The 15378-nt window shown below is 71.0% G+C and carries 14 protein-coding genes; 11 read left to right on the forward strand and 3 right to left on the reverse strand.

Annotated features, from left to right (window positions below; translation table 11 throughout):
- Positions 1-13 precede the first annotated feature (13 nt).
- From panC to OG357_RS21710, 9 genes are all read left to right on the forward strand, one after another.
- Positions 14-1018: a pantoate--beta-alanine ligase gene (gene panC, locus OG357_RS21670; RefSeq protein ID WP_443066815.1), complete on the forward strand. Its 1005-nt coding sequence runs from the start codon at positions 14-16 to the stop codon at positions 1016-1018.
- Entirely contained in the window at positions 1015-2763 is a 1749-nt protein-coding gene (locus tag OG357_RS21675) for an L-aspartate oxidase (protein WP_329622721.1), read from the forward strand. The genes panC and OG357_RS21675 overlap by 4 nt, the downstream gene beginning before the upstream one ends.
- Positions 2764-3783 carry a carboxylating nicotinate-nucleotide diphosphorylase gene (gene nadC, locus OG357_RS21680; RefSeq protein WP_329622722.1) on the forward strand — a complete coding sequence of 340 codons (1020 nt, stop codon included), beginning with the start codon at positions 2764-2766 and terminating at the stop codon, positions 3781-3783.
- On the forward strand, positions 3783-4589 hold the full coding sequence (locus tag OG357_RS21685; RefSeq protein ID WP_329622723.1) for a type III pantothenate kinase: 807 nt from the start codon (positions 3783-3785) through the stop codon (positions 4587-4589). The genes nadC and OG357_RS21685 overlap by 1 nt, the downstream gene beginning before the upstream one ends.
- A 124-nt stretch (positions 4590-4713) precedes the next feature.
- Positions 4714-5325: a hypothetical protein gene (locus OG357_RS21690; protein WP_329622724.1), complete on the forward strand. Its 612-nt coding sequence runs from the start codon at positions 4714-4716 to the stop codon at positions 5323-5325.
- A gap of 14 nt (positions 5326-5339) precedes the next feature.
- Positions 5340-5519 (forward strand): hypothetical protein, encoded by a 180-nt coding sequence (locus OG357_RS21695; RefSeq protein ID WP_317596536.1) that lies wholly within the window; start codon positions 5340-5342, stop codon positions 5517-5519.
- A 135-nt stretch (positions 5520-5654) separates the two neighbouring features.
- Positions 5655-6092 (forward strand): BlaI/MecI/CopY family transcriptional regulator, encoded by a 438-nt coding sequence (locus tag OG357_RS21700; RefSeq protein WP_329622725.1) that lies wholly within the window; start codon positions 5655-5657, stop codon positions 6090-6092.
- 9 nt (positions 6093-6101) lie between these two features.
- Positions 6102-6647, forward strand: a complete 546-nt coding sequence (locus OG357_RS21705; protein WP_329622726.1) for an amino-acid N-acetyltransferase — start codon at positions 6102-6104, stop codon at positions 6645-6647.
- 142 nt (positions 6648-6789) lie between these two features.
- The gene (locus OG357_RS21710; RefSeq protein WP_329622727.1) at positions 6790-7122 is read left to right on the forward strand and encodes a histone-like nucleoid-structuring protein Lsr2; all 333 of its coding nucleotides are present in this window, start codon (positions 6790-6792) and stop codon (positions 7120-7122) included.
- Here the strand turns inward: OG357_RS21710 and OG357_RS21715 are convergent.
- On the reverse strand, positions 7101-7709 hold the full coding sequence (locus OG357_RS21715) for an SCO3374 family protein (protein WP_329622728.1): 609 nt from the start codon (positions 7707-7709) through the stop codon (positions 7101-7103). The genes OG357_RS21710 and OG357_RS21715 overlap by 22 nt on opposite strands.
- A 472-nt stretch (positions 7710-8181) precedes the next feature.
- On the opposite strand from OG357_RS21715, the gene OG357_RS21720 reads away from it, so the two are divergent.
- The gene (locus OG357_RS21720) at positions 8182-10704 is read left to right on the forward strand and encodes an ATP-dependent Clp protease ATP-binding subunit (protein ID WP_329622729.1); all 2523 of its coding nucleotides are present in this window, start codon (positions 8182-8184) and stop codon (positions 10702-10704) included.
- 76 nt (positions 10705-10780) lie between these two features.
- Here OG357_RS21720 and OG357_RS21725 read toward each other — a convergent pair whose 3' ends face one another.
- On the reverse strand, positions 10781-13516 hold the full coding sequence (locus tag OG357_RS21725) for an NACHT domain-containing protein (RefSeq protein WP_329622730.1): 2736 nt from the start codon (positions 13514-13516) through the stop codon (positions 10781-10783).
- A 477-nt stretch (positions 13517-13993) separates the two neighbouring features.
- Here OG357_RS21725 and OG357_RS21730 point away from each other — a divergent pair, with 477 nt between their 5' ends.
- Positions 13994-14707, forward strand: a complete 714-nt coding sequence (locus tag OG357_RS21730; RefSeq protein ID WP_329622731.1) for a M23 family metallopeptidase — start codon at positions 13994-13996, stop codon at positions 14705-14707.
- Between the two features lie 6 nt (positions 14708-14713).
- Here OG357_RS21730 and OG357_RS21735 read toward each other — a convergent pair whose 3' ends face one another.
- The gene (locus OG357_RS21735) at positions 14714-15277 is read right to left on the reverse strand and encodes a TetR/AcrR family transcriptional regulator (RefSeq protein WP_329622732.1); all 564 of its coding nucleotides are present in this window, start codon (positions 15275-15277) and stop codon (positions 14714-14716) included.
- Positions 15278-15378: the final 101 nt, after the last annotated feature.

Consider the following 15378-nt stretch of genomic DNA (forward strand, 5'->3'; position numbering starts at 1 on the left):
GCCGGCCGGGCTGATGCCCACGGTCGAGGACCTCCGGGACGCCGCCGCCCGCCACGGCCTGCCCGGCCGCAACGCCGTCGTCATGACCATGGGCGCCCTCCACGACGGCCACGCCACCCTGATCCGTACCGCCCGCGAGCGCGTCGGCGCGCAGGGCTTCGTCGTCGTCACGGTCTTCGTCAATCCGCTCCAGTTCGGCGCGGGCGAGGACCTCGACCGCTACCCCCGCACCCTCGAAGCCGACCTGGAGCTGGCCTTCGACGCCGGTGCGAGCGTCGTCTTCGCACCCTCCGTCGACGAGGTCTACCCCGGCGGCGAGCCGCAGGTCCGGATCACCGCGGGCCCCATGGGCGAGCGCCTCGAAGGCGCCTCCCGGCCCGGCCACTTCGACGGCATGCTGACCGTCGTCGCCAAGCTCCTCCACCTCACCTCGCCCGACCTGGCCTTCTTCGGCCAGAAGGACGCCCAGCAGCTGGCCCTGATCCGCCGCATGGCCCGCGACCTGAACTTCCCGGTCGAGATCGTCGGCGTGGAGACCGTCCGCGAGACCGACGGCCTCGCCCTCTCCAGCCGCAACCGCTACCTGTCGGCCGGGGAGCGGCGTACGGCCCTCGCGCTGTCCGGCGCGCTGTTCGCCGCCCGTGAGCGGCTCGCCGCCCAGGAGGCGCTGCGCGCGCGTGCCACCTCCCTGCCGGGCGCCCAGGGCCGGGCCGAGAACCGTGCCGAGGCGCTCTCGCGGCTCGGCGAGGCCCGGGCCGCCGCCGACGCCCACGCGGTCGCGCAGGCGGCCGAGGGCCGCGGCGCGGAAGCCGTCCGGGCCGCGGCCCGTACCGTCCTCGACGACGCGGCGAAGGCCGATCCGCCGCTCGCCCTCGACTACCTGGCCCTCGTCGACCCGGCCGACTTCACCGACGTCGCCGACGACCACGACGGCGAGGCGGTCCTCGCCGTCGCCGCACGGGTGGGGACCACGCGGCTCATCGACAACATCCCCCTGACCTTCGGAGCCTCCAAGTGACCGGAATACGGCTGCACGCGCCCGCACCGGGCTGGGCCATCGACGCCGACGTCGTCGTGGTCGGCTCCGGCGTAGCGGGCCTCACCGCCGCCCTGCGCTGCACCGCCGCCGGGCTCCGTACCGTCGTCGTCACCAAGGCCCGGCTCGACGACGGCTCCACCCGCTGGGCCCAGGGCGGCATCGCCGCCGCGCTCGGCGAGGGCGATACCCCCGAGCAGCACCTCGACGACACGCTCGTCGCCGGAGCGGGCCTCTGCGACGAGGAGGCCGTGCGGCTGCTCGTCACCGAGGGCCCCGCCGCCGTCCGCCGCCTCATCGCGACCGGCGCCGACTTCGACAAGACCGCCGACGGCGAGATCGCGCTGACCCGCGAGGGCGGCCACCACCGCCGCCGGATCGCCCACGCCGGCGGCGACGCGACCGGCGCCGAGATCTCCCGCGCCCTCGTCGAGGCGATACGGGACCGGGGCGTGCGCACCATCGAGCACGCCCTCGTCCTGGACCTCCTGACGGACGCCGAGGGCCGTACGGCGGGCGTGACCCTGCACGTCATGGGCGAGGGGCAGCACGACGGCGTCGGAGCCGTCCACGCCCCCGCCGTGGTCCTCGCCACCGGCGGCATGGGCCAGGTCTTCTCCGCGACCACCAACCCGGCGGTCTCCACCGGCGACGGCGTCGCGCTCGCGCTGCGCGCCGGGGCCGAGGTCTCCGACCTGGAGTTCGTCCAGTTCCACCCGACGGTGCTCTTCCTCGGCGCCGACTCCGAGGGGCAGCAGCCGCTGGTCTCCGAGGCGGTCCGGGGCGAGGGCGCGTACCTGGTCGACGCCGACGGGGTCCGCTTCATGCTCGGGCAGCACGAGCTGGCCGAGCTCGCGCCCCGCGACATCGTCGCCAAGGCGATCATGCGCCGGATGCAGGAGCAGGGCACCGAGCACATGTACCTCGACGCCCGCCACTTCGGCGCCGGGATGTGGGCGGAGCGCTTCCCCACGATCCTGGCGGCCTGCCGCTCCCACGGCATCGACCCGGTGACCGAGCCGATCCCGGTCGCCCCCGCCGCGCACTACGCCTCCGGTGGCGTCCGCACGGACCTGCGCGGCCGGACCACGGTCCCGGGCCTGTACGCGTGCGGCGAGGTCGCCTGCACGGGCGTCCACGGCGCCAACCGGCTCGCCTCGAACTCGCTCCTGGAGGGCCTGGTCTTCGCCGAGCGGATCGCCGACGAGATCATCGAGGACCTCGGAGGGAACCCCGCCGGGGAGACCCGGGAGCCCGGGAAGACCACGGCCGCCGCGCCGCGCGTGCCCGGCGCCCCCGTGCCGCACCCGGCCCCGGTGACCCTGCCGCTTCCGGTGGCCGGCGCCCGGACCCGTATCCAGCGGGTCATGACGGCGGGCGCCGGGGTGCTCCGCTCCGAGCGCAGCCTGCGGGAGGCCGCAGAGGCCCTCGAAGCCCTGCACAGCGACGCCGTGGCGGGCGGCACCGACGACACCAAGTCGGCCGAGCCCGGCGTGGAGTCCTGGGAGACCACCAACCTGCTGTGCGTCGGCCGGGTCCTGGTCGCCGCCGCACGCCGCCGCGAGGAGACCCGCGGCTGCCACTGGCGCGAGGACCACCCGGACCGGGACGACACGGTCTGGCACCGGCACCTCGTCGTCCGCCTCACCCCGGAGCGGACCCTCGACGTCCGCACCACCGAGACCCCCGACTTTCCCCCCACCCTCGACGCCCCCAGGGAGCCGTAAGTGACCACGCCCGAGGAAGCCCGTCCCGAGCCCGTGGACGTCCCTCTGATCCAGATCAGCGCCGCCCCCGCCGAAGAGGCCGGCGGCTGCGGCGACGGCTGCGGCTGCGGCGGCACCGAGGAGTTCGAGTGCGGGCTCGACCCCGCGCTCGCCGAGCTCCTCGCGGACGCCGGCCTCGACCCCGTACAGGTCGAGGACATCGCCCACCTCGCGATCGCCGAGGACCTCGACGGCGGCGTGGACGTGACGACCGTGGCGACCGTCCCCGAGGACGCCGTCGCCACTGCCGACTTCACCGCCCGCGAGGCCGGTGTCGTGGCGGGCCTGCGGGTCGCCGAGGCCGTCCTCTCGATCGTCTGCACGGACGAGTTCGAGGTCGAGCGGCACGTCGAGGACGGCGCGCGCGTCGAGGCCGGGGAGACGCTCCTCAGCGTCACCGCCCGCACGCGCGACCTGCTCACCGGCGAGCGCAGCGCGCTCAACATCCTGTGCCGCCTCTCCGGCATCGCCACCGCCACGCGCGCGTGGGCGGACGCCCTGGAGGGCACGAACGCCAAGGTCCGCGACACCCGCAAGACGACCGCGGGCCTGCGCGCCCTGGAGAAGTACGCGGTGCGTTGCGGCGGCGGCGTCAACCACCGCATGTCGCTCTCCGACGCGGCCCTCGTGAAGGACAACCACGTGGTGGCGGCCGGCGGCGTGGCCCAGGCCTTCAAGGCCGTACGGGAGCTGTTCCCGGAGGTCCCGATCGAGGTCGAGGTCGACACGCTGCACCAGGTCGGCGAGGTCCTGGACGCGGGCGCCGACCTGATCCTGCTCGACAACTTCACCCCGGCCGAGACCGAGGAGGCCGTCGCGGTCGTCGCGGGCCGCGCCGTTCTGGAGTCCTCGGGCCGGCTGACCCTGGAGAACGCGGCGGCGTACGCGGCGACCGGCGTCGACTACCTGGCGGTCGGCGGGCTCACCCACTCCTCCCCGATCCTCGACATCGGCCTCGACCTGCGCGAGGTGCGGGCCTGATGCTGCTCACCATCGACGTCGGCAACACGCACACGGTCCTCGGCCTCTTCGACGGCGACGAGATCGTCGAGCACTGGCGGATCTCCACGGACCCGCGCAGGACCGCCGACGAGATGGCGGTCCTGCTCCAGGGCCTCATGGGCATGCACCCGCTGCTCGGCGTCGAGCTGAGCGACGGCATCGAGGGGATCGCCATCTGCGCGACGGTCCCCTCGGTGCTGCACGAGCTGCGCGAGGTGACCCGCCGGTACTACGGGGACGTCCCGGCGGTCCTGGTGGAGCCGGGCGTCAAGACGGGCGTCCCGGTCATCACCGACAACCCGAAGGAGGTCGGCGCGGACCGCGTGATCAACGCGGCCGCGGCGGTCGAGCTGTACGGCGGCCCGGCGATCGTCGTCGACTTCGGCACGGCGACGACGTACGACGCGGTCACCGCGCGCGGCGAGTACGCGGGCGGGGCGATCGCGCCGGGCATCGAGATCTCGGTCGAGGCGCTGGGCGTGAAGGGGGCCATGCTCCGCAAGATCGAGCTGGCCCGCCCGCGGAACGTGATCGGCAAGAACACGGTCGAGGCGATGCAGTCGGGCATCATCTACGGCTACGCGGGCCAGGTCGACGGCGTGGTCGCCCGGATGAAGCGCGAGCTCGTCGGCCCGCAGGGCGACCCCTCCGACGTCACGGTGATCGCGACGGGCGGTCTGGCGCCGATGGTCCTCGGCGAGTCGACGGAGATCGACGAGCACGAGCCCTGGCTGACCCTGATCGGCCTGCGGCTCGTCTACGAGCGGAACGTCTCCCGCATGTGAGGCCGGCGCCCGGACCTGTGGCGATGGCGATCATTCCGGCGCGCCGGAATGATCGCTAAGAGAAAATTGTCCGATTAGCGCGTATCGTCGGCCCATGCCCACGCCATACGGATCTCGCGGCGGCATGGCATTCAGTGCGGACGAGCTGCGTGTGCTCCGACGCGCCCTTGCCATCGCCCTCCACCCTGCCCCCCTCCAGGACGAGGACGTCCAGGACTGCCTGCGCCTGGCCGAATCCGTGGACGAGGCGGTACGCGAGGCCGGCCGGCTGCGCGCCTTCCTCCTCGACGACCTGGCCCGCTACCGCGAAGCCCTCCCCGGCTCGCTCGCCGGCTACCTGAGCCTCCTCCGGGACGCCCTGAACGCCGGGTACGACCCCGGGGTCGACGACCTCGCCGCCCTGCGCGCCCTGCGCGGCAACCCGGCCGCCGCCGAGCTGCTCGCCCGCTGCCGGATCCTCGCCGAGCGTTCCGTACGCGCACGGCTCGCCCGGGTCTCCCAGGCGACCGGCTCCCCGGCCCCGGCCCCCGTCCCCGTCCCCGTCGGCGCGGCGATCGCGCCCCGGGCGCGGCTGCTCGCCCTCCCCGGCGGGCGCGCCGCGGCCGGCGAACCGAAGCCGAACCCGCCGTCCGGTCCCACCCCCGGCGAGAAGCCGGTGCCCAAGCCCTCCGAGGTGTTCCCGCCGCGCCGACGGCCCGTACCCCCGCCCCCGCCCGAGGAACGGGCCGCCGGATAGCTACCCTGGTCGCCATGGACTACGTATCCGCGCTCCTGCCCCCCGTCGTGATGGCCGCGTTCTTCATCGGCCTCGTCGTCACGATCGTCAAGAGCCAGGGCGGCCCGAACAAGGCCAAGGAGGACGCGGTCGTCGACGCCGCCTACGCCCGCGCCGAGGCCACCCGCCAGGCGGACGGCACCGCCGCCTCCTAGGCCCCCGCCTCCTCCTGGGCACCGAGGAACCCCGCACCACCGGGACGTGCGACCTTTCGAGGTCGCGCGTCCTTTTTGTTGCGTTTCTCCATGTAAATAGCCGCTTATCAACTCTTTGCGAACTATGGTGGCAGTGTGCCCCGTCCATTGGGAGAGCTTGAGGACGCCGTCATGACGCGCGTCTGGCAATGGAACCGCCCGGTGACCGTCCGGGAAGTTCTGGAAGACCTCCAGCAGGAACGGTCCATCGCCTACACCACCGTCATGACCGTCATGGACAATCTCCATCAGAAGGGCTGGGTGCGCAGGGAAGTCGACGGCCGCGCCTATCGATATACGGCGGTCTCCACCCGCGCCGCTTACTCGGCCGCGCTGATGAACGAGGCCTGGGCCCAGAGCGACAACCCCGCCGCCGCCCTCGTCGCCTTCTTCGGCATGATGTCGCAGGATCAGCGCGAGGCGCTGAACGACGCCATCCGTCTCGTCCAGCGCGACGACAACCCGCTCCCCGCCCCGCCCGAAGAGGCCGGGCGCGACAAGGGCGCCGACGGATCCGAGGCGCAGGAGCGATAGCGTCCCCCCATGTCGCCGTCTGCTTCCCCGGCCGCTTCCGCGGCCTCCGCCAAAGCCGTCACCGTACGCAGGGCCCGCACCGGCGATGTCGCCGCGGTCCGCCGTCTCGTCGATCCTTTCGTCCAGCGCGGCATCCTTCTCGACAAGGCGACCGTGACCCTTTACGAGGCCATCCAGGAGTTCTGGGTCGCGGAACGCGACGAGGACGCCAAGGTCGTCGGTTGCGGTGCTCTGCACGTCATGTGGGAAGACCTCGCCGAAGTCCGCACACTCGCCGTCGATCCCGAGTTCAAGGGAGCCGGCGTCGGACATCAGGTGCTGGACAAGTTGTTGCACACCGCCCGATGGCTCGGGGTGCGGCGGGTATTCTGCCTGACCTTCGAAGTCGACTTCTTCGCGAAGCACGGCTTCGTCGAGATCGGCGAGACCCCGGTCGACGGAGATGTCTACAGCGAGCTCCTCCGTTCCTATGACGAGGGAGTCGCCGAGTTCCTCGGTCTCGAACGAGTGAAGCCGAACACCTTGGGCAACAGCCGCATGCTTCTGCACCTGTGAGCCGGAACCCCGGCGGCGGCTATGTCCGAATCGCGCATGTTTCCCGCGTCGTCGGGGTTCTGAACCTCTCCCAGGGGTTTGTGTTTTTCCCGGAAAAGCGGTTTCCTTTCCGCGTACTGCATTTTCGATGAAAGGAAATCCGGTGGCACAGAAGGTTCAGGTCCTTCTTGTCGACGACCTCGACGGCATCGAGGCGGACGAGACGGTGACGTTCGCGCTGGACGGCAAGACCTACGAGATCGACCTCACCACCGCAAACGCGGAAAAGCTCCGCGGCCTGCTCGAGCCGTACACCACGGGCGGTCGTCGGACCGGTGGCCGCACCACGAGCGGACGCGGCAAGGGCCGTGTCGCGGCCGGCAGCCCCGACACCGCGAAGATTCGCGCGTGGGCCAAGGAGAACGGCTTGGACGTGAACGACCGCGGTCGTGTGCCCGCGACCGTCAAGGCCGCTTACGAGGACGCGAACCGCTGAGGCGACAGCTGCTGAGGCGCCGGGCCACCGGTCCGGGCACTCAGCAGCCGCACCCGGTGGCACTCCGCCGCGGCGGCGGCCACGAGGCGCACCAGGCAGGGGGCGTCCGCACCGCCCCAGGGTGCGGACCGCAGGGCCGGAAGCGAGGACTCGACCTCGCGGCCCGGCGCGGGCGGCCGCAGCCAGACCGCGGCACCCGGCGCGCCGGATCCGCCCCGCCCCGGGGGAAGGGGCGCGGTCATCCGGCCGTCGGTGCCCAGGATCGCGAGATCCAGTGAGATCCCGCCCCACTCGAGCCAGTCGAGCAGCCCCGGGAGCTCCTCCGCGCTCCCCGCGGCCACGAGCAGCCGCATCCGGCGCCCCATCAGGGCCACCGGACCCGTGGCCGCGCCCATCCGGCGCAGGACACCACGGCCGGCCGTGGCGGGCAGCTCCAGGACGTCGAAACGCAGCCCCGTGACCAGCTGCACCGGGGGCCCGGGCACCGCGGCCCAGCCGAGTCCGTGCTCGTACCACCGCGCCAGACCGCCGACGCCGTCACCATCGCCGTCCAGCGGCGAGCGGGGAAACGGGACGGTGAAGGCCATGCCCGGCGCAACTCCCGCGAACCCCTCTTGGTTACGCCCACAGCCCGTCCGCGGTGACGTACGGTCCCGATCCGGATGCGCAAGGTGTCCGTGATGGGGCGTACGGGCGCATTCGGCAGCGCAAGGTTGTTCGCTGGTAGCGGAGGGAACCGGGGTGCGCCGCATGGAGTGTCAGTGCTTACGGGTAAGACATTCCTAGTGGAGAGGGGCGACTCGCGGGCTTCGGCGTCTCACGTTCGCCATCGGCGTACTCAAGGCGCGGCTAACTACTTGGCCTGCGGGAACATCGTCTCGCACCATCGGGTTGGAGCATTTGTCGGTTGTTCGGCGGCAGGTCTCCCCGCGGAAGAGGGGTGATCCGGACGGATGTCGGCAGTTGGAATGAGCGGTCCCCGCTTGCGGGACTAAGCTGCGGAAGGACAGGGAGGGGATCGACCCCTAACTGACTGACCGCTCTGAGGAGCGATTAACGATGTTCGAGAGGTTCACCGACCGCGCGCGGCGGGTTGTCGTCCTGGCTCAGGAAGAAGCCCGGATGCTCAACCACAACTACATCGGCACCGAGCACATCCTTCTGGGCCTTATCCACGAGGGTGAGGGTGTCGCCGCTAAGGCCCTGGAGAGCCTCGGGATTTCGCTCGAGGCGGTCCGCCAGCAGGTGGAGGAGATCATCGGACAGGGGCAGCAGGCCCCGTCCGGGCACATCCCCTTCACTCCTCGTGCCAAGAAGGTCCTGGAGCTCTCGCTCCGCGAGGCACTCCAGCTCGGCCACAACTACATCGGCACCGAGCACATCCTGCTCGGCCTGATCCGCGAGGGCGAGGGCGTCGCCGCCCAGGTCCTCGTGAAGCTGGGCGCCGACCTCAACCGGGTGCGGCAGCAGGTCATCCAGCTGCTCTCCGGCTACCAGGGCAAGGAAGCCGCCACGGCCGGCGGCCCTGCCGAGGGCACCCCCTCGACGTCCCTGGTCCTCGACCAGTTCGGCCGGAACCTCACCCAGGCGGCCCGCGAATCCAAGCTCGACCCGGTCATCGGGCGCGAGAAGGAGATCGAGCGGGTCATGCAGGTGCTGTCCCGCCGCACCAAGAACAACCCGGTCCTCATCGGCGAGCCCGGCGTCGGCAAGACCGCCGTCGTCGAGGGCCTGGCGCAGGCCATCGTCAAGGGCGAGGTGCCCGAGACCCTCAAGGACAAGCACCTCTACACCCTGGACCTCGGCGCGCTGGTCGCCGGCTCCCGCTACCGCGGTGACTTCGAGGAGCGCCTGAAGAAGGTCCTCAAGGAGATCCGCACCCGCGGCGACATCATCCTGTTCATCGACGAGCTCCACACCCTCGTGGGTGCGGGTGCCGCCGAGGGCGCGATCGACGCCGCCAGCATCCTCAAGCCGATGCTGGCCCGCGGTGAGCTCCAGACGATCGGTGCCACGACGCTCGACGAGTACCGCAAGTACCTGGAGAAGGACGCGGCCCTCGAGCGCCGCTTCCAGCCCATCCAGGTCGCCGAGCCGTCGCTGCCGCACACCATCGAGATCCTCAAGGGTCTGCGCGACCGGTACGAGGCCCACCACCGGGTCTCCATCACCGACGAGGCCCTCGTCCAGGCCGCGACCCTGGCCGACCGGTACATCTCGGACCGCTTCCTCCCGGACAAGGCGATCGACCTGATCGACGAGGCCGGCTCCCGGATGCGCATCCGCCGGATGACCGCGCCGCCGGACCTCCGCGAGTTCGACGAGAAGATCGCCGGCGTCCGCCGGGACAAGGAGTCCGCGATCGACTCGCAGGACTTCGAGAAGGCCGCCTCTCTCCGTGACAAGGAGAAGCAGCTCCTCGCCGCGAAGGCCAAGCGGGAGAAGGAGTGGAAGGCCGGCGACATGGACGTCGTCGCCGAGGTCGACGGCGAGCTGATCGCCGAGGTCCTCGCGACCGCCACGGGCATCCCGGTCTTCAAGCTGACCGAGGAGGAGTCCAGCCGCCTGCTCCGCATGGAGGACGAGCTCCACAAGCGCGTCATCGGCCAGAAGGACGCCGTCATCGGTCTCTCGCGGGCGATCCGCCGTACGCGAGCCGGTCTGAAGGACCCGAAGCGCCCCGGTGGCTCGTTCATCTTCGCCGGTCCGTCCGGTGTCGGTAAGACCGAGCTTTCGAAGGCTCTCGCCGAATTCCTCTTCGGCGACGAGGACGCGATGATCTCCCTCGACATGTCGGAGTTCAGCGAGAAGCACACGGTTTCCCGTCTCTTCGGTTCGCCGCCCGGATACGTCGGCTACGAAGAGGGCGGCCAGCTCACCGAGAAGGTGCGCCGCAAGCCGTTCTCCGTCGTCCTCTTCGACGAGGTCGAGAAGGCCCACCCCGATATCTTCAATTCCCTTCTCCAGATCCTGGAGGACGGTCGCCTGACCGACTCCCAGGGCCGGGTCGTGGACTTCAAGAACACGGTCATCATCATGACCACCAACCTCGGGACCAGGGACATCTCGAAGGGCTTCAACCTCGGCTTCGCGGCCCAGGGCGACACGAAGTCCAACTACGAGCGGATGAAGGCGAAGGTCAGCGACGAGCTGAAGCAGCACTTCCGCCCCGAGTTCCTCAACCGTGTGGACGACATCATCGTCTTCCCGCAGCTGACGCAGGACGACATCCTCCAGATCGTCGACCTGATGATCGGCCGCGTGGACGAGCGCCTGAAGGACCGGGACATGGGCATCGAGCTCTCCCAGTCCGCGAAGGAGCTCCTGTCCAAGAAGGGCTACGACCCCGTGATGGGCGCCCGGCCGCTGCGCCGGACGATCCAGCGCGAGATCGAGGACACGCTGTCGGAGAAGATCCTCTTCGGCGAGCTGCGCCCCGGTCACATCGTGGTCGTGGACACGGAGGGCGAGGGCGACGAGAAGACGTTCACCTTCCGCGGCGAGGAGAAGTCGGCCCTGCCGGACGCCCCGCCGATCGAGGCCACGGGCGGCACGGGCCCGAACCTCTCGAAGGACGCGTGACGCCGCGCTGAGCCGGTAGCGCTGAAGGGGCGGCCCCGGAACCTTGATGGTTCCGGGGCCGCCCCTTGTTTCTGGGTCAGGTGGAGATCTCGATGTGAGGCGGGAGGTGCTCCGTGCCGGTGAGTTCGGCCGCAGGGGCGATCAGGTGACGCAGGTGGGGAAGGCGCGCGAGCGGAGCCACGTCCCATTGGGCCTCTGGCCGCTCACCGACCAGTGTGAGCGCGTACAGGCGGGGGAAGGCATCGGTGATCAGCTGGCAGGGGGGCTCGTCAGAGGTGACCCACACTTCGAGCACCACGATCTGCGGCAGACGGAGCGCCGTCTGGGAGTCGAACAGATCGTGGAGGTGATCTTCGAACAGAGTGAGCCTCCGTACGTCGGGCAGTAGGGGACGGAGGGGTGCGAGGCCGGCATCGGTGACTCCCCACCTGATGTCCAAGGACTCGGGCCGTAGACCGAGCCGGACCAGCAGAGCACCTTGTTCGTCGTTCGCGATGGTGTAGTCCAGCCCGTCCGGGGCGAGCCTGGCGACGATCTCCTCGGCGTACTGGTCCGTGTCGAATCGGGACCACGCCCAGATGAGCTGGGACCGGACCTCCAGGGCAGGGTGACCGGTGAACAGGGCCAGATAGGGAATTGCCGCATCGGCGGTGACATGGGTCGCCGCCGTCACCACCATCTGGGCTTCCTTGTCGCCGAGACCCTCCGGTCCCGGCAGCAGGTCGAGGACCAGGCGCCCCACGCCGGCCAATTCGCGCGCCTCCGCCGCCGTGCGCGGCGGGATCACCTCCGCGGTGCGGGCCAGTAGCTCCTGCCGTACCTCCGGGGCCACCTCCGTCGCGTGCTCCAGGGCCGTCGCCGCCAGGATCACGAGCCGCAGCCGGGTGCGGCGGTCCTCCGTCGCGTCCGCCGCGGTCAGCAGCTCGCGGAGGATCTCCGCGCACTCGCGCGGCCGAGCATGGCCCAGCGCCATGCGGATGACGTCCTCCCACTGGTCGTCCGCCGCGTGCCGGACCAGGACGCCGATGTCCCAGCGGTCCACGAGAGCCTTCGCCGCCAGGTAGTCCTGGAACGTGCGGTGGACGAACTCGACCGTGTCGGCCGTCGGCTCGCGGAGCAGGCCGCTGCGGTGGAGGAGGTGGGTGAAGACCGCGTCCGGGGCGTACGCCGAGGCCTCCTGGACCGCCGGGACGGCCTCCGCGACGATCTTCTCCGCGTGGGTCCGGTCCAGCGTCGTCCGGCCGTTCAGCGTCAGCCAGTACGCGAGCCGCTGGATCAGCTGGATCTGTGGGGCCTCGTCGAGCACGAGTCCGGACGGGGCGCCCATGTCGCGCTCGCGGTCGCGCCGCGAGAGGAGCATCGACAGGGCGGCCTCGTAGAGCGCCTTGCGGCCGCGGGGCAGGAAGCCGCGCCGGTCGCGGTGGAGCGCGCAGATCAGACCGCACATCAGGGGGTTGGTGGCGAGCTGGGCGACGTGCTCGGTGGTGCGGAGCGCGTCGAGGAGCGGCTGCTCGTACGGTGCGGCCTCCGGCCCGGCGGCCCGGTGCCAGCGGCGTACGAAGGTGGCGACCTCGGCCCGGGTCATGGGGGAGAGGGCCAGCTCGGTGAAGCCCTCGGGGGCCAGCCAGTCGTCCCGTACGGCCGTGGGGCGCGAGGTCACGAGCCAGCGGTTGCCCTCGTACGTGTCGAGGAGACCGCGGAGCCACTCGCGGGCCCGGCCGCGCTCGGCCTCGGGGATCTCGTCGATGCCGTCCACCAGAACCAGGCCCCGTCCGGCCGCCAGGACGCGGTCGGCCCAGCCCTCGGGAGGGGTGAGCGGGCAGCCGACGGCGGCGAGGAAGCGGTCGGGGGAGGGGAGCCGCTCGCCGTGGCGGGTGAGGGTGCGCAGGGGGAGGACGAACGGGACGCGGCCGTAGAGGTAGCCCATGCCGTCCGCCGGCTTCTCCGCCGCCGCGGAGGTCGTCAGCCATTGCACGAGCGTCGTCTTGCCCGCGCCGGCGAGGCCCCGCAGGAGGACCTTGTCGTGCCGGGCGAGGGCAAGGTCGGCGCGGGCGACGACCTGGTCCCCCTCCGGGCCGTGGAGGCGGTCCACCGGGCCGGACCCCGTCGCCTCCAGCGACAGATACGCCACGTCCAGCGGCCATCGGTCCGGTGAGTCGTGCAGATCGATGCCGTAGATGGTGAGGCGGCCGTGCTTCTTCGCCAGGTGCGCCAGGTAGCGCCGCTCGAACTCCGCGTCCCGCTTGTCCACCCTCGGCGTCCGGCGGATGACCTCGTCGATCTTCGCGATGAGTTCCGTCTGGCCGCGCGTCTGCTCGACCAGGCTGCGGGCGATGAACGTGGACCGCTGGGTGAAGAACTCCAGGATGTGGAGGCAGGCCCATTCGGTCATCGACTCCAGATAGAGGACCGAGTCGGCGGAGAGGCCGTCGGGGGCCGGGGCCGCCGCCCGCAGGCGGCGGGCGAGGGCGCGGTGGCCGAGGCGGACGGCCTGGACGTCGTCCATGTCGAGGTCGCCGAGGGCGAGGAGGGTCGTCCCCAGGGTGTGGGCGACGGCCTCGGTCTCGTCCGTGGGGAACGGGGCCTCACCGCCCTCGCTCCGGGAGCGCTCGACCAGAGTCGCCGCGAGCCCTCGGACGTCCTTCTCCGTGAGCGTGCGCTTCTCGCCGCGGAAGGAGAGGAGGCCGGAGAGCCGCACCTTGGGCGCGTTCCCGGTGAGCCCGGCGCCTGGACCATCGCTGACCAGCAGTTTCTTCAGGAGTGGGCCGATCGCCGCTGACGCGAGGCGCGTGCCGATGAGTGCCGGTTCCATGTGTGTCCCCCCGTGGGTCCCCGAAGCGGTCAGCGTAGTGCGGGACGGTCTTCCGGACGGCTCGGTTGCGTGACCCAGGTCCCATTGGCGGTCGGCGCCGGGTGACAAGGCGCACAGGCGTTTCGAGGGGTACTAACCGGAATAGTGGCGACCTTTGGTGGTGATTCAGGACGTTCAGGGATCAACCGTCGGGACTTTAGGCCTGAAGGGTCCCGAACCGGGCGGGGAGCGGCCTTTCGGGCAGTTCTGGCCCCCCTCGACGTGCGGTTAAACGGGTTTCCTTGTGGCGGTATGTCCGCTTTCAGTACTTGAAGCCAAGGCCGTCAAGGGTCGATCTCCCCCGGAGATCGCTACGACGCAATGTCGTAGATGGGGTGTTTTGGGCTGGGCGGGGGTCCGGGTTACCAAGGATGAGCAAGCCCGGCGCCACGCACCGTTCGCGTCGGGTCCCGTACTTCCCCGGAGGTTTTCCCCCGTATGTCGAAGCGCGTCATGAACCCCGCCGCCCGTGTCACCGCCGTCGCTCTCACCGTCGCCGGTCTGGGAGCGTCGCTGGTGGCCGGAGCAGGGTCCGCCTTCGCCGCCGAGGGCAAGGCCGTCGCCCCGGTCGCCGCGACCGCGTCCGCCGCCGTCGCGGCCCAGGCCGAGACCCAGGCCCACGTCGCCGCCCAGGTGAAGGCCGCCGCCGCGAAGGCCGCAGCGCAGAAGGCCGCCACCGCGAAGGCCGTCGCCGTGAAGGCCACCCCCGTGAAGGCCGCGAAGAAGGCGACCCCGTCCTGGGTCAAGCCGGTCGCCTCGTACACCCTCTCCGCCAGCTACAACCAGGGCGGCGCCATGTGGGCCCACAAGCACTCCGGCCAGGACTTCGCCGTCCCGACCGGCACCCCGGTCAAGGCCGCGGGCGCGGGCACCGTCGTGAAGGCCGGCCCGAACGGCGGCGGCGACGGCCCCGCGTACGGAAACGCGATCGTCGTCAAGCACGCCAACGGCACGTACTCGCAGTACGCCCACCTGTCGAAGATCAAGGTCAACGTCGGCCAGAAGGTCGCCGCCGGTCAGCAGATCGCCCTCTCGGGCAACACCGGCAACTCCTCCGGCCCGCACCTGCACTTCGAGATCCGTACGACCCCGAACTACGGCTCCTCCGTGAACCCGGCCGCCTTCCTGCGGTCCCACGGCGTGAGCATCTAAGCTCCGCTACCCGGCCCCGTGGGCCTGGTTCAGCAGACCGAGGGCGACCTCGAGGACGGCTTCGCGCTTCTCCTCGGAGTCGCCCTCGACGTTGTCCATGAAGAACATCCCCGCGTGGAGCGTGAAGATCGCGCTCACGCAGCGCACCCGGTCGCGCACGGTGAAGTCGGGCTCCTGGATCAGGCCGCTCAGTTCGAGCATCCGCTCCTTGAAGGTCAGGCCGATGCTCAGCTCGCGGACGGCCGCCTGGTTCTCCTGCATGAAGCGGAACAGCGGGTACGCGCTGATCAGGGATGCCTGGTAGCGGCGGAGGATCTCCTCCCTCACCTCCAGCGTGCGCGGCTGCTCCTGCGCCCATGCGATCAGCTCGTCCACGGGCCGGGTGAGGTCCTGGAAGATGCCGATGATGATGTCTTCCTTGGTCTTGAAGTGGTAGTAGAGCGCGGCCTTGGTGACGTCGAGGTGCTCGGCGATCTCACGCAGGCTCGTCTTCTCGTAGCCCTGTTCGGCGAAGAGCGCGAGGGCCACGTCCTGGATGCGCTGGCGGGTGTTGCCTCGTGCCTGGGCCATGGCTGTTCTCGCTCTCCGACTTTTACTTACTTGACGACCGGCAAGTTACGGGTCTACCGTCCCCATTCTAGTAACTAGCCGGGCGGCAAGTAAGGGGATGG

This window comes from Streptomyces sp. NBC_01255, assembly GCF_036226445.1.
In the GTDB taxonomy this organism is placed as follows: Bacteria; Actinomycetota; Actinomycetes; order Streptomycetales; family Streptomycetaceae; genus Streptomyces.